The organism is Pseudomonas argentinensis, from assembly GCF_001839655.2.
GTDB lineage: Bacteria > Pseudomonadota > Gammaproteobacteria > Pseudomonadales > Pseudomonadaceae > Aquipseudomonas > Aquipseudomonas argentinensis_B.
Map to the genome: position 1 here is coordinate 3,626,807 of NZ_CP056087.1, position 14,011 is coordinate 3,640,817.

Sequence of the window (14,011 nt, forward strand, 5' to 3'; positions counted from 1 at the left end):
TCGATCAAGGAAAGCCGATGAACCAGGAAACCTTACCCGACTGCAAGCTGCTCGACCTGCTGGAAGCCTCGCCCGCCGGGCTCACCGAGTACGAACTGCTGTTGCGCCTGAACCGCTGGCAGGGCCGTGACGAGCGCCTGCCGGACGACACTCTGGAGCTGTTTCGCAGCCACTTCCTGCTGTTTCATACGCTGTACCGGCTACGCGATCAACTGCATGCCGAGGGCCGGGCGTCGCTGCAGATCAGCCCGCTGTGCATCCGCCTGCTGCCTTACCAGGCTGGGCAAGGCGGCCTGAGCGAACCGGAGCCACTGCGCGACTACTACCTGGATCTCGATCATTTGCGTGACACCGGCGCCGAGGATGTCGAACAGATGCTTGGCGCCTTCTGGGTGCGCCTGCAGGGCGGCGAAGACCGGCAACAGGCGCTGGCCACGCTGGAGCTGGACGCACAGGCTGGCGAACTCGACCTGACGATCATCCGTCAGCGCTACCGACAGCTGGTCAGCCTTCATCACCCGGATCGCGGCGGCTGCACCCAGCGCCTGCAGCGCATCAACAGCGCCATGGAAACCCTGCAGCGCTACTACCGCTGAGCCCTACCACTCGGCTCAAAGCCCTGCAGCGGGCGAGGATTTGCGACATAATCGGCGGCAGTTACCCGCCCCCGAAGCCGTCATGCCCGATCAGATCCACGCCCGCGTCGAAGCCTGTTACCAGCAGGCGGAAACCTTCTTCAAGCGGCGCTTCACCCGCCCGCAGGTGAGTTTCAAGCTGCGCGGGCAAAAGGCTGGCGTGGCGCACCTCACCGAAAACAAGCTGCGCTTCAATCCGCAGCTGTATCGCGACAACCAGGAAGATTTCCTGCGCCAGACCGTGGCCCACGAGGTGGCCCACCTGATCGCCCACCAGCTGTTCGGCCTGAACATTCAACCCCACGGCGAGGAATGGCAGCTGATCATGCGCGGCGTCTATGAGCTGCCGCCGCACCGCTGCCATACCTACGAGGTGAAGCGGCGCCAGGTCAGCCGGTTCATCTACCGCTGCCACTGCCCACAGGGCGAGTTTCCGTTTTCCGCCCAGCGCCACGCGTTGGTGGCCAAGGGGCGCCGCTACTTCTGCCGGCGCTGCAAGATCACCCTGCAGTTCACCGGCGAGCAGCGCGTCGAATAGAGCCAGGGCGCGGTCGTGCGGCCGTATTAACAGGCCCTAGTTGTCGAGGCGCTGAAAGGCACGCAGCAGCGCGTGGCTGAGGTCCACACTGGAGAACTTGGTGAGCACGTCGTTGGCGCCGACCGCGCGGGCCTTCTCGGTGTTCATGGTGCTGTCCAGCGAGGTGTGCAGCAGCACATAGGTTTCGCCGAGTTCGGCGTCCTTGCGGATCTGCTGAACCAGGGCATAACCATCCATCTCCGGCATTTCGATATCCGAAACCAGCACCTCGACCGGCCGTCCCTCCTCCCGTGCCGCTCGCAATACTTCGAGGGCACTGGCAGCGCTGCGCACCGCCTGGCAATCGAGGTCGAGCTTGCGCAGGGTGATCAGCGTCTGCTGCAGGGCCACCTGGGAATCGTCGACCACCAGCACGCGTCGGCCCTGCAGCAATCGCTGCTCGTCCGCGGTCAGCAGTTGCTCGCCGACCTCTTCGAGCGGCGCCGGGGCGAGTTCATGCAGCACTTTCTCGATATCGAGAATCTGCACGATGGTGCCGTCGATCTGGGTCACTCCGGTGATGAAGGCGCGCGTGCCGGCACCCGAGGGTGGCGGACGCACATCGCGGGTCGAACACTGCACGATACGCTCGACGCTGTGCACGTGCAGGCCCTGCCGAGACCGACTCAGCTCGGTGACGATCAGGCAACCTTCACCGGCATCGCTGCCGCCACGTTCGCCGATCGCCCGGGCCAGGTCGATGACCGTCAGTGCCGAGCCCCGCAAGGTCGCCACGCCACGCACATGGGGGTGCCGACTGGGCATCTTGGTCAGGGCGGGACAGGGAATGATTTCGTTGACCTTGAGCAGGTTGATGCCCAGCAGGCGACCGTTGTGCAAACGAAACAGCAGCAGCGACAGCGCGTCGCCAAGCACCATGTTCATACCCGCATCCCCCATCCAACAGAAAACGAAATAAAGTGGCCCGGCGGCATGGCGCCCGGCTCATTGCTCTAATGGCAATCGGTCAACCCAGAAACGCGGCAACCTGTGGTGCGTCGAACGGCCAGTGCAGTTCGGCCCCCGTGTCGGTGCGCCGTAGCACGGGAATCACCAGCGCGTAGCGCTCCAACAGCCCGGGCCGATCGGCGATATCCACCAATTCGACCAGCAGACCGTTTTCCACGAATGGCATCAGCACGGCCTCGGCGTATTCACAGAGATGACAGCCCAGGGTGCCGAGTAGCTGGCATTCAGGAAGCATGGTCGAAGCAGCCCGCGAGGTGACAGAGCGCAAAGTCTATCACCTCGAGCTGTCTACTCAGCCCTTCTCGCCGTCCTGATTGCCTGGCGGCGCCAGCGTCGAGCCCAGCAGGCCCTGCAAGCCATCGAGCAAGCGCCCGTTGAGCTGTTCGGCCTTTTCCAGGCGCCCGGCGTCGAAGCGCTCGTCCAGCGAGAACCCGCCCTTGAGCAGATCCTGCAGCAGCCCCTTGCCATCGCTGACCCAGGCGTCCGCCGTGCGCAGAGCATCGAGCAGACCCTGGGCGTAATCGGTAAGCGCACCGTTGGTCGCGCTGGCTGGTTGCCCGCCCTGATTGGAGACCGCGCCGTAGGTATCAGTGGCCTGGCGTACGCTGGTCTGGGTCAGGCGCAGCGACATGGAGGCCAGCTGCGAGCTGTCCATGTCCAGCGCCATGGCGCGGTCAAAGGCCCCGGCCATATCGCCGGAATAGAAGGAATTGGACAGATCCTGCACCTGGTCGAAGAGTTTCCCCAGGGCGGCCTTTTCCTCATCATCCAGCTCACCCTCGACCTCCACCTGCCAGCCGCCGATCTGCAGGCTGCCGGACTGGCTGCCGGCACCTTCGGTGCGCGACCAGGCCGCCGAGGCCTGGGCAACCGATACGCGCAGGCGGTCGCCGTCACGGGTGGTGATGTTGAGTTCGAAGCTTTCCGCCACCGCGGCGAAACGATCGCTGGAAGTCGGCGTGACGCCGCTGTTGCCGCCGGTGGCCGGCACGCCACCGTAGAGTTTGTCGAGCCCGGCGAAACCCTGCTCGATGCGCTTGAAGGTGTCGTCGATGTCCGTGGCGACTTTATCCTTGAGCACGCCCATGCCATCGAGAATCTTGCGCGCCTCGTCGAACCCCTTCTGCACACCGGAGCGGGCCTGATCGAGAAGCTGCTGCAGTTTCTCGGGGCTGGCGCCCGATGCCGCCTCGCTCTTGAGGCGTTGCTCGACGAAGCCCAGCACACGATCGGCGACTTTCTCCGGGGAGAAGTCGTCCTGCTTGGCCGTCAGCGAGCCTGGCGGCAGGCCGAGGCGCTCAGCCAGGCGGTTGGACAGCGCGGCCTGGGCATCGGCCGCATTGCGAATGGTGGGCTGACCGCCGAGTTGGGGCGAGCGGCCTGTCGTGTTGGTCGACAGCGGGATGGAAATAGCCATGGCAAGTCACCGAAACGGAGCATGTCCAAGGTTGACGGCAGCCCCGGGCAAAAGTTTAGGGTTGGCCGTCAGCCAATCGACCAGACGGTTAGCGGCTCAGTCCTGGCTCACCGAACCGATCTTGTGGATCGACAGGTCGGCGCCGTAATACTCCTGCTCTTGGCTCAGGCGAATGCCCACCAGCAGCTTGAGCAGGCCATACACCACAAAGCCGCCGAGCAGGGCCACGGCCACGCCGGCCAGGCTGCCAAGCAGCTGACTGGTGAGGCTCACACCGCCCAGGCCACCCCACCACGGTTGGCCAAAGATACCGCAGGCGATGCCGCCCCACAGGCCGCACAATCCGTGCAGGGGCCAGACGCCGAGCACGTCGTCGATCTTCCATCTGACCTGCGTCGCGGTGAAGGCCCAGACGAACAACGCGCCAGCGATGGCGCCAGTGATCAGTGCGCCCACTGGATGCATCAGGTCGGAGCCGGCGCAGATGGCAACCAGCCCGGCCAGCGGGCCGTTGTGCAGGAAGCCCGGGTCGTTGCGCCCGACGATCAACGCCGCCAGGGTGCCACCGACCATCGCCATCAGCGTATTGACGGCCACCAGCCCGCTGATGCTGCCCAAGGAGCATGCATCTCGCTCAACGTCGCGGCTCGACAATGCAATGCCTGTGCCCTCCGTTCGGTCTCCGCGCCTATCCCGGCAGATAGAGTGAACCTGCCGAGGGAGCGCCACTCGAACCCCTTACACCGCCTCATACCTACAGGAGATTGATCAATGGCCCGCCCACTCCCCCCGCGCCCCGCAGCTCCCGCCAGCAAAGAAGAGCTGCTCGAAGAATTCCAGGCACTGGTACGTGACACCGAAACCCTGCTGCAGCACTCCGCCAGCCTGGTTGGCGATCAGGCCGAAGAGCTGCGTGCGCAGATCCGCGACAGCCTGGGCCGCGCGCGCACCACGCTGAAGAACACCGAAGAAACCGTGGTTCAGCGTGGCCGTGCGGTGGCTGGCGCGACCGAGGACTACGTGCAGACCCATCCGTGGCAGACCATCGGCATCGCTGCCGGTATTGGTATACTGATCGGCATGCTCATTAGCCGACGTTGATCAGGACAGCCCATGGATGACAGCCAGACAGCAGCACCTCCCAGCCGCGGCCCTTCGCCACGGCGCCTGGCCGGTGCGCTGCTCGGGCTGGTTCATGGCCATGTGGCGCTGTTCAGCGAAGAGATCAAGGAACAGCAGGCGCGCACCGTCAGCCTGCTGATCCTGACCGGCCTGTGCATCCTGTTCGGCCTCCTGCTGATCGTCGGCCTCTCCGCCGCCCTGTTGATCGGCTTCTGGGACACCCACCGTATTCTGGTCATCACCCTGCTCTGCTTCTTCTATGCAACGGGTCTACTGGTTTGCGGCTGGAACCTGGTACAGCGCATGCGTCATGCGCCGGCGCCCTTCAGTGCCAGCCTCGAAGAACTGGCCCGTGATCGCGAGCAACTGCTGCCATGACCGACAAAAGCACCAGGGAACTGCGCAAGACCATGCTGCGGCTGCGCCTGGAAATGCATCGCCAGGAAATTCGCCATGAAACCCTGGTCATGCTCGAGCCGCTGCAAAGAGCCAAGGATCTGGGCACGCATTGGCGCGAGGAACTCAAGAAGCGCAACGCACCAATCTGGATCACCGGTGGTGTGTTCGCCCTGACGGTACTGGGCATGCGCGGGGGCCAATGGCGCCATTGGCTGCGCATGGCACTTGCCGCCTTTCCTGATCTGCGCAAACGTGCACCTCGGGGTACAAGCGAAAAGCCAGCAGAAAAACCCGATCAAGCGTAAAACTGGCCACCTTATTGCTAGAAATGGCGCAAAAGGCCAGGTCATATCCCGGCTCCCGCCCTATCACTAAGGATGTGCCCGGTGCTCGACGGTCAACCCACCGCCGTCTTCCAACCCTTTATCGATACCGCTACCGGACAGATTGCCGGCGTCGAGGCGCTGGCGCGATTGCGCGACGCCCATGGCCATCTGCATTCTGCAGGGCCGCTGTTCGCCGACCCGAAAACCCCTGCCGCAGCCCTGCGCCGGCTTGACCGAGCCGTTCGCGAGCAGGCGTTCGCGCGCTTTCATGATGCGCCTTCGGACTGGTTCCTGAGCGTCAACATCTCTCCGCGCTGGATTGCCCGTCTACGCCCGCAACAGGCGCTGCCGAGCCTCAGGCAATTGACGAGCAGTGGCGTGGATCCCAGGCGCGCGGTGTTCGAGATCACCGAACTGGGCGGCGCCAGCCAGCGCCTGGCGGCCGTGGCGGCCCGTTATCGCGAGGCCGGGGTACGTATCGCCATCGACGACTTCGGCGCCGGCTACTCGCAGCTCGACCGCGTTCTGGCCCTGCGCCCCGACATCCTCAAACTGGACATGCGCCTGTTCCAGGAGGCGGCCCGTGGCGGGCCCAGCGGTGAAGTGGTCAAGGCGCTGGCGATGATGGCGGAGAAGACCGGCTGCTGGATCATCGCCGAAGGGGTGGAGACCGAAGCCGAACTGGAGTTTGCCCTGGAGTGTGGCGCACGCTACGTGCAAGGTTATCTGTTCGCCAAGCCGGAGCTCGACTTCTTCGCCAGCAGCGCGTTCGTCGAATGCTTCGCGGAGCTGCGCAACGCCTACGTGCACAAGAAACTCGCCGAGCGCATGCAGCTGATGACCTTGCGCCGCCAGCTCGCCGAGTTGTTCACGCAGTTCAAGCACAGTCCCGAAGGACTGGCGCCGCAGATCACCCCAGGCGCGTATCCCTGGCTGATCCGCCTGTACCAATGCGACCGCCACGGCACCCAGGTCACCCCCAACCTGGAGTGGCGCAACGGCGCCTGGCAGGCCGATGATCGCTACCTGGGCCACAACTGGTCATGGCGCCCCTACTTCTACCAGTTGCTCGCCGAAGGCTGGGAAGAGCGCCGCCTGATCCTGTCCAATACCTACCGCGACGCCACCACCAACCAGTATTGCCTGACCGCCGGGCAGTTCATCGACAACGGCAGCCGCCTGCTGCTGGTCGACATCGACGCCAATGGACTTTAGTGGATGTGGCCTTGCAGTTGCTCGGATGAACAGGGAAGCTAACGGGCATTCGCGTGCACGGCTCGCCTGGCGAGACCGTGCCCGCACCGTCGTCTCCGGTAAAGGAAGCACGCTTGGACTGGCATACACTGCTCACCCGTGAACGTCTCGGTAAACCGTCGCCCAGCGCCGATGAACTGGGCCGCAGCCCCTTTCACAAGGATCACGACCGGATCATCTTCTCCGGTGCCTTTCGCCGGCTGGGCCGCAAGACCCAGGTGCATCCGGTATCCAGCAACGACCATATCCATACCCGCCTGACCCATTCCCTGGAAGTCAGCTGCGTGGGCCGCTCCCTGGGCATGCGTGTCGGCGAGATGCTGCGCGGCGAACTGCCGGCCTGGTGCGCACCCAGCGACCTGGGCATGGTGGTGCAGTCGTCCTGCCTGGCCCATGACATCGGCAACCCGCCGTTCGGCCACTCCGGCGAAGACGCCATTCGCCACTGGTTCCAGCAGGCCGCCGGGCGTGGCTGGCTGGACGCCATGAGCGACGCCGAGCGCGGCGACTTTCTCAGCTTCGAAGGCAACGCCCAGGGGTTTCGCGTGCTCACCCAGCTGGAATATCACCAGTTCGATGGCGGCACGCGGCTGACCTACGCCACCCTCGGTGCCTACCTGAAGTACCCCTGGACCTCACGGCATGCCGAGGCCCTGGGCTACAAGAAGCACAAGTTCGGCTGCTACCAGAGCGAGCTGCCGCTGCTCGAGCAGATCGCCAGCAAACTGGGCCTGCCGCAGCTCGAAGAGCAGCGCTGGGCACGCCATCCCCTGGTCTACCTGATGGAGGCGGCGGACGATATCTGCTATGGCCTGATCGACCTGGAAGATGGCCTGGAAATGGAGCTGCTCGACTACGCCGAGGTGGAGTCGCTGCTGCTCGACCTGGTCGGCGACGACCTGCCGGAAACCTACCGCCAGCTCGGCCCGCAGGACTCGCGTCGGCGCAAACTGGCGATCCTGCGTGGCAAGGCCATCGAGCACCTCACCAACTCGGCCGCCCAGGCCTTCGTCGAGCAGCAGGCCAGCCTGCTGGCCGGCCGCCTGGAAGGTGATCTGGTCGAGCACATGCACGGCCCGGCCAAGCACTGCGTGCAAGCGGCCAAGGCCATGGCCCGCGAGAAGATCTTTCAGGACAAGCGCAAGACGCTGCACGAGATCGGCGCCTACACCACCCTGGAAATACTGCTCAATGCCTTCTGCGGCGCGGCGCTGGAGCAACACGGCGGGCGCACGCCGTCATTCAAGAACCGGCGCATCCTCGACCTGCTGGGCCATAACGCCCCCGACCCGCACTGGCCGCTGTACCGCTCGTTCCTGCGCATGATCGACTTCATCGCCGGCATGACCGACAGCTACGCCACCGAAATGGCGCGGGAAATGACCGGTCGCTCGAGTCCGGTCTGACGATGCGCCAGGTATTCAGGCAGCTGTTCAGCTGGCACGCCGGGCCACCCGCCTGGGGGCCGGCCGTGGTCGCCGGTCTGGGTTGCGCGCTGCCACTGCTGCTTGGTTTGTTCAGCGCCCACCCGGGGTTCCTGTGGGCGTCGGTCGGCGCCTTCCAGGCGGCCCAGGCCAATCCGCTGCACCGCTTCGGCATGTTGCGCATGCTGCTACTCACCGGCCTGGGCGCGTGCAGCGCCGGCCTGGGCTTCTGGTCGGCAACCCACCCGCTGATCAGCCTGTCGCTGTTCGCCGGCTTCGGCCTGCTGCTGGCCTGGCTGCAGCGCTTCGGCACCGAAGCCGGCAAGCTCGGTATCGGCCTGACGGTGTGCCTGTGCCTGGGCCAAGGCCAATACGGCAGCAGCCTGCTGAACAACCCCAACGCCATCGCCATGCTGTTCATGCTCGGCGGACTCTGGGTGATGCTGCTGGCGTTCGGCTTGCGGGGCCTGCATGGCCTGCGCATGTGGCCACACATGCCGCGCCTGATCAGCCTGCTCAAGGTGTTGCGCCGCCATGCGCAGCGCCAGTCCCGCCAGCAATGGGGCCTGTATGCCCTGGGCTGCACGGTGGCGGTTTCCCTGGCCGGCCTGATCGTCAACCTGGCGCACCTGCAGCGCGGCTACTGGCTGACCCTGGCGGTGGTCACGACCTTGCAGCTGGAATTTCGCGGCAGCCTGGTGCGGGCACTGCAGGCGAGCATGGCCAGCCTCGGCGCCGCCGGCCTGCTGATCCTGTTCGGCCACAGCCTGCAGAGCCCGCCGCTGATGGTCGCCATCATGCTGCCGCTGATCATGCTCAGCCGCGCCCTACAGGCCAACCACTACGGGCTGTTCGTGCTGCAGACGACGGTCTGCTTCGTGCTCCTGGCCGAGAGCCTGGCCAAGGACTGGCACCTGCCGCAAGTGCGCTTGTTCAACGTCACCCTGGGTATCCTGCTGACGCTGTTCATCGCCCTGTTGATGCACGGCCTGCGCCAATGGCTGGAGAACCGCAACGGGGCGAAACAACGGCCGACAGCCGCAGACGAACCGTTACCTTCGCGCGAGTCACCAGACGCCTGACGTTATTACCGCCAGGGTGATGATCGGCACAGGACAAACGACGCACAATTGAAAAGGGCCTCGAATGAGGCCCTCGGTGGATCAGGAAGCGGAGTTGATCTCTTTTTCCGGGTACCACACGTCCAGCAATGGGCTGACGCTGAAATCGACCAGCTCGGAACGGCCCTTGAGCCAGGCTTCCACTGCGGCACGCTGCTCTTCGCTGACCGAACCACGCTTGGCCAGGCACACCAGGCCGTAGTCGTCGCCGCCAACATAGCCCAGGCCGTTGGCGTTCATCGCGTCGCTCAGGAAGGCATCGAGGAAGGCATCGACCGCTTCGTCGCTCAGGTCTTCCTTGAAGTTCAGGTTCAGCTCGAAACCCAGCTCCTGAAACTCGTCCACACAGAGTTTCTTGCGCAGACGACGGGAACGATTGGTAGCCATGGGTATAGATCCTTGCAGAGTGATAACGCGCGGCACTCTACCAGTTTAGTGGCGGCGATGCCCGCCGGCCGACGAAAAATCCACCGGCGCCACTGCCGTGAAGGCCGCCAGCGGATCGCCGGCCGATAAAATCCAGCGATCACCGGCCCTTGCCGGCTTGGTCCTGGGGCATAATGCGCGGCATCGTCCCAAACCGCTGTGGGAGCTCGTAATGCGATTTTCCGTTGTACCCGCCGTGCGGAGGTTGCGCATCCTCCGCCCTCTGGCCCTCGCCTGCCTCGTTCTACCCACCACCCTGCCTGCTCATGCAGCCACCAGCGCCACACTTCCGGAAAGCGTGGCCAAGAGCCTGAAGGCCAACAAGATCGGTCAACAGTCGCTGTCGGTGGTGACCCTGCCGCTCGACGGCCCAGGCAATGGCACCATTTTCAATGCCGATGTGTCGGTGAACCCGGCCTCGACCATGAAACTGATCACCACCTTCGCGGCCCTGGAGCTGCTCGGCCCGACCTTCCAGTGGAAGACCGAGTTCTACACCGACGGCCAGCTCAAGGACGGCGTGCTCAACGGCAACCTGTACCTCAAGGGCGGCGGCGATCCCAAGCTGAACATGGAAAAGCTCTGGCTGATGCTGCGTGACCTGCGGGCCAATGGGGTGCGTCAGGTAACCGGCGACCTGGTGCTCGACCGCACGCATTTCGTGCAACCGGATCTGCCCGCCTTCAACGACGATGGCGGCGATGCCAACAAACCCTATCTGGTCACCCCCGACTCGCTGCTGGTCAACCTCAAGGCGCTGCGCTTCATCGCCCGCGCCGAGAACGGCAAGGTTACCGTCGCCGCCGAGCCGCCCCTGGCCGGTTTGACCCTGGACAACCAGGTCAAGGTGCTCAAGGCCGGCAAGTGCCCGGCCTGGCCGGACGTGCGCTACAACCCGGTCAAGGAGTTCGACGGCACCCGGGTGATAGTCACCGGCCAGCTGACCGACGGCTGCAGCGCCCAGACCTACCTGTCGCTGCTCGATCACCCGGCCTATGCCGCCGGCGCGGTACGGGCGATCTTCGGCGAACTGGGCGGCAGCATCATGGGCCAGGACCGCCAGGCCGAAGTGCCGAAGAGCGCCACCCTGCTGGCCCGGGCCTTCTCGCCGGACCTGGTGGAGATCATCCGCGACATCAACAAGTACAGTAACAACACCATGGCCCGCCAGCTGTTCCTCAGCATCGGTGCGCAGAACCGCAACGAGGCGGATGTCGACGACGCCCACGCCGCGCAACGGGTGATCCGCGCCTGGCTGGCGCGCAAGGGCATCACCGCCCCGCAACTGGTCATGGAAAACGGCTCCGGGCTGTCCCGCGCCGAACGCATAAGCGCCCGGGAAATGGGCCGCATCCTCGAGGCCGCCTGGAAGAGCCCCTTTGCTGCCGAGTTCATCAGCTCGATGCCGATCGTCGCGCTGGACGGCACCATGCGCAAACGCCTGCGCAACACGCCGATGGCCGGCCAGGCGCACATCAAGACCGGCACCCTCAACAACGTGCGCGCCATCGCCGGCTTCAGCCGCGACAGCAACGGCAACAGCTGGGCCGTGGTGGCCATCCTCAACGACCCGAAACCCTGGGGCGCCTCGGTGATTCTCGACCAGGTGCTGCTTGACCTCTATAAGCAGCCCAAGGGCAGCGCCCGATAGCGCTGAAGCAGCCCGGGTCGAGCGCAGCGACACCCGGGAAGCCATCCCGGGTATCGCTAAGCTCAACCCGGGCTACGGCTGTAACAGACTTACTTGGCCATCACCTTCCAGGCACGGTGGATCTTGGCATTGCGCGCAAAGTCCGGATCGATGGTTTCGGCAGTGATCTCCTCGACCCGATAACGTGCCGGCAACTGCTCGTCGAGCAGGAACTTGCGGAAGTTGTTGGAGAAGTACAGCACGCCGCCCGGCGCCAGGCGCGCCATGGCCATGTCCAGCAACTGCACGTGGTCGCGCTGCACGTCGAACACGCCTTCCATGCGCTTGGAGTTGGAGAAGGTCGGCGGGTCGATGAAGATCAGCTCGTACTCGCCGCGGTCATCGGCCAGCCAGCTCATCACGTCGCCCTGCTCCAGGCGGTTCTTGTCCGAGAAGCCGTTGAGCGACAGGTTGCGCCGCGCCCAGTCCAGATAGGTCTTCGACAGATCGACGCTGGTGGTGCTGCGTGCGCCGCCCTTGGCCGCGTGCACACTGGCCGTGGCGGTGTAGCAGAACAGGTTGAGGAAACGCTTGCCGGCCGCCTCTCTCTGAATGCGCAGGCGCAGCGGCCGGTGATCGAGGAACAGGCCGGTATCCAGGTAGTCGGTGAGGTTGACCAGCAGCTTGATGCCGCCCTCCTTCACTTCCATGAACTGCCCCTGGGCCGCCTGCCGCTCGTACTGCCTGGTGCCGCTCTGCCGCTCGCGACGCTTGATCACCACCTTGCTCTTGTCGATGCCCAGGGCCTGGGGAATCGCCGCCAGGGCATCGAACAGGCGCGCCTGGGCCTTTTCCGGGTCGATCGAGCGCGGCGCGGCATACTCCTGCACGTGCACCCAGTCGTGGTACAGGTCGACGGCCAGGGCGTATTCGGGCATGTCGGCATCGTACAGGCGGTAGCAGTCGACGCCTTCGCGGCGCGCCCATTTGCCGAGCTGCTTGAGGTTCTTCTGCAGGCGGTTGGCGAACATCTGCCCGCCCTCGCTCAGGCGCGCCTGCTCGACCGGCGCGGCGGCCGGCTTGATCGGGTTGCCGTTGCGATTGAGCGTGGGCGCCTCGGCCTGCAGCTCGTTCTGCTCCCGTTCGCGCTCACGCTGCTCCGGCGTACGCCGCTCGCCGGTAACGAACTGCTCGGGCTGCACCTTGATCAGCAGCAGTTTGCACGGCAAGGCGCCATTCCAGAACGCATACTGCTTGTGGCTGCGAATGCCCATGCGCTTGCCCAGGTCGGGCGCCCCGGTGAATACCGCCGCCTCCCAGCCCATGCAGGCCTGGCGCAGGCGCTCGCCGAGGTTCTGGTAGAGGTACAGCAGGCTGGCCTCGTCGCCCAGGCGCTCGCCATAGGGCGGGTTGCTGATCACCAGGCCCTTCTGGTTCTGGTCCGGGCGCGGCTCGAAGGTCGCCACTTCGCCCTGGTAGACCTTGATCCAGTCGCTCAGCCCGGCGCGATCGATGTTATTGCGCGCCGGCTGGATCAGCCGCGGATCGGCTTCGTAACCACGGATCCACAATGGCGGTTTGGCCATTCCGGCTGCAGCGCGCGCCTCGGCTTCGCCGCGCAGGCGAGTCCAGGTGGCCGGCACATGGCCGAGCCAGTTGCTGAAGCCCCACTGCTCGCGCGTCAGGTTCGGCGCGATGTCGGCGGCGATCATCGCCGCCTCGACCAGAAAGGTGCCCACGCCGCACATCGGGTCGGCCAGGGCGCCACCTTCGGCGGCAATGCGCGGCCAGCCGGCGCGAATCAGTACGGCCGCGGCCAGGTTCTCCTTCAACGGCGCCGCACCCTGCTGCAGGCGGTAGCCGCGCTGGTGCAGGCTGTGGCCGGAGAGGTCCAGGGACAGGACCGCTTCACCACGATCCAGGCGCAGGTGCACGCGCAGGTCCGGGTTGAGCTTGTCCACCGAGGGGCGGGTGCCGTCGGCCTGACGCAGCTTGTCGACGATGGCGTCCTTGACCTTCAGGGCGCCGAAGTGAGTGTTGTCGATGCCCGAGCCATGGCCACTGAATTCCACGGCCAGACTGCCACTGGGTTCCAGGTGCTCGAACCAGTCGACGTCGAGCACGCCCTGGTAGAGCGACTCGGCATCGCGCACCGGAAAGCGCGCCAGCACCAGCAGCACCCGATTGGCCAGGCGTGACCACAGGCACAACCGATAGGCGGTTTCCATGCTGGCGATGCCACGAATGGCCGAGGTGTGCTCGCGGGCCTCGTTCAGGCCGAGCGCCTTGGCTTCCTCGAGCAACAGGCCTTCGAGCCCCTTGGGACAGGTGAGGAAGAGTTCGTTTTGCTCCGACATCATAGATCCAGTGCCCGAAGGCGGTAATGGGTTGGCCCAATGGTGGGGGCAACCAAAAATAAGTGACAAGAAGTCGCAATGCGACCCTTCGTCCGAATAAATAGCAGGCGCAATCGATAGCCATTCACGATGGCAAAACACCAGCAAATCCGACCCAAGCCACTGTTAGCGTGGGTTTCAGCTACCAGAGCAGCCACTGCCTGAAGAGCTTATGGCCTCACCCTCAAAAGCGTTACGTCCTTATGACAAATCGATCATTCACAGCGCATCGTGCATTCGATAGAAATCTACCCAGGCCATCGTTGCAACGACGATGGCACATGGAGGCTCGCGACGCCGGCAGCGGACTCCAAC

General features: G+C 64.8%; 14 protein-coding genes and 1 pseudogene. 9 read left to right on the top strand and 6 right to left on the bottom strand.

The genetic code is table 11. The features are described 5' to 3' along the window. Window positions 1-17: 17 nt before the first annotated feature. Both SA190iCDA_RS16245 and SA190iCDA_RS16250 read left to right on the top strand, forming a co-directional pair. Entirely contained in the window at window positions 18-596 is a 579-nt protein-coding gene (locus tag SA190iCDA_RS16245; RefSeq protein WP_070886410.1) for a DNA-J related domain-containing protein, read from the top strand. Window positions 597-678: 82 nt separating this feature from the next. After that, complete coding sequence (locus tag SA190iCDA_RS16250; protein ID WP_070886411.1) at window positions 679-1,173, top strand: SprT family zinc-dependent metalloprotease; 495 nt, start codon at window positions 679-681, stop codon at window positions 1,171-1,173. A 36-nt stretch (window positions 1,174-1,209) separates the two neighbouring features. Here the strand turns inward: SA190iCDA_RS16250 and SA190iCDA_RS16255 are convergent, their stop codons facing one another. The 4 genes and pseudogenes from SA190iCDA_RS16255 to SA190iCDA_RS16270 all read right to left on the bottom strand — a co-directional run. Continuing rightward, window positions 1,210-2,097 carry a chemotaxis protein CheV gene (locus SA190iCDA_RS16255; RefSeq protein WP_070886412.1) on the bottom strand — a complete coding sequence of 296 codons (888 nt, stop codon included), beginning with the start codon at window positions 2,095-2,097 and terminating at the stop codon, window positions 1,210-1,212. An 82-nt stretch (window positions 2,098-2,179) separates the two neighbouring features. Beyond that, window positions 2,180-2,416, bottom strand: a complete 237-nt coding sequence (locus SA190iCDA_RS16260; protein ID WP_070886413.1) for a glutaredoxin family protein — start codon at window positions 2,414-2,416, stop codon at window positions 2,180-2,182. A 57-nt stretch (window positions 2,417-2,473) separates the two neighbouring features. Next, window positions 2,474-3,598, bottom strand: a complete 1,125-nt coding sequence (locus SA190iCDA_RS16265) for a DUF5610 domain-containing protein (protein ID WP_070886414.1) — start codon at window positions 3,596-3,598, stop codon at window positions 2,474-2,476. Between the two features lie 96 nt (window positions 3,599-3,694). Next, window positions 3,695-4,210 (bottom strand): annotated as a pseudogene (locus SA190iCDA_RS16270) (ammonium transporter); the annotation flags it as partial. Between the two features lie 159 nt (window positions 4,211-4,369). Between SA190iCDA_RS16270 and SA190iCDA_RS16275 the strand changes: the two are divergent. The 6 genes from SA190iCDA_RS16275 to SA190iCDA_RS16300 all read left to right on the top strand — a co-directional run bounded on the left by SA190iCDA_RS16275 (window position 4,370) and on the right by SA190iCDA_RS16300 (window position 9,205). After that, window positions 4,370-4,699, top strand: a complete 330-nt coding sequence (locus SA190iCDA_RS16275) for a DUF883 family protein (protein ID WP_070886415.1) — start codon at window positions 4,370-4,372, stop codon at window positions 4,697-4,699. Between the two features lie 12 nt (window positions 4,700-4,711). Then, entirely contained in the window at window positions 4,712-5,098 is a 387-nt protein-coding gene (locus SA190iCDA_RS16280; RefSeq protein WP_070886416.1) for a phage holin family protein, read from the top strand. A gap of 32 nt (window positions 5,099-5,130) precedes the next feature. Next, window positions 5,131-5,424, top strand: a complete 294-nt coding sequence (locus SA190iCDA_RS16285; protein WP_236100872.1) for a hypothetical protein — start codon at window positions 5,131-5,133, stop codon at window positions 5,422-5,424. 81 nt (window positions 5,425-5,505) lie between these two features. Further along, window positions 5,506-6,660, top strand: coding sequence for an EAL domain-containing protein (locus SA190iCDA_RS16290; protein WP_070886418.1), 1,155 nt, complete (start codon window positions 5,506-5,508; stop codon window positions 6,658-6,660). A gap of 113 nt (window positions 6,661-6,773) precedes the next feature. After that, a complete protein-coding gene (locus SA190iCDA_RS16295) occupies window positions 6,774-8,105 on the top strand; it encodes a deoxyguanosinetriphosphate triphosphohydrolase (RefSeq protein ID WP_070886419.1) in 1,332 nt (443 codons plus the stop codon). A gap of 2 nt (window positions 8,106-8,107) precedes the next feature. Continuing rightward, on the top strand, window positions 8,108-9,205 hold the full coding sequence (locus SA190iCDA_RS16300; protein WP_070886420.1) for an FUSC family protein: 1,098 nt from the start codon (window positions 8,108-8,110) through the stop codon (window positions 9,203-9,205). An 81-nt stretch (window positions 9,206-9,286) separates the two neighbouring features. Here SA190iCDA_RS16300 and SA190iCDA_RS16305 read toward each other — a convergent pair whose 3' ends face one another. After that, window positions 9,287-9,631 (bottom strand): YggL family protein, encoded by a 345-nt coding sequence (locus SA190iCDA_RS16305; protein ID WP_013790960.1) that lies wholly within the window; start codon window positions 9,629-9,631, stop codon window positions 9,287-9,289. Window positions 9,632-9,842: 211 nt separating this feature from the next. On the opposite strand from SA190iCDA_RS16305, the gene dacB reads away from it, so the two are divergent. Further along, entirely contained in the window at window positions 9,843-11,321 is a 1,479-nt protein-coding gene (gene dacB, locus SA190iCDA_RS16310) for a D-alanyl-D-alanine carboxypeptidase/D-alanyl-D-alanine-endopeptidase (protein ID WP_070886421.1), read from the top strand. A gap of 89 nt (window positions 11,322-11,410) precedes the next feature. Here dacB and rlmKL read toward each other — a convergent pair whose 3' ends face one another. Next, window positions 11,411-13,657 carry a bifunctional 23S rRNA (guanine(2069)-N(7))-methyltransferase RlmK/23S rRNA (guanine(2445)-N(2))-methyltransferase RlmL gene (gene rlmKL, locus SA190iCDA_RS16315; protein ID WP_070886422.1) on the bottom strand — a complete coding sequence of 749 codons (2,247 nt, stop codon included), beginning with the start codon at window positions 13,655-13,657 and terminating at the stop codon, window positions 11,411-11,413. Window positions 13,658-14,011: the final 354 nt, after the last annotated feature.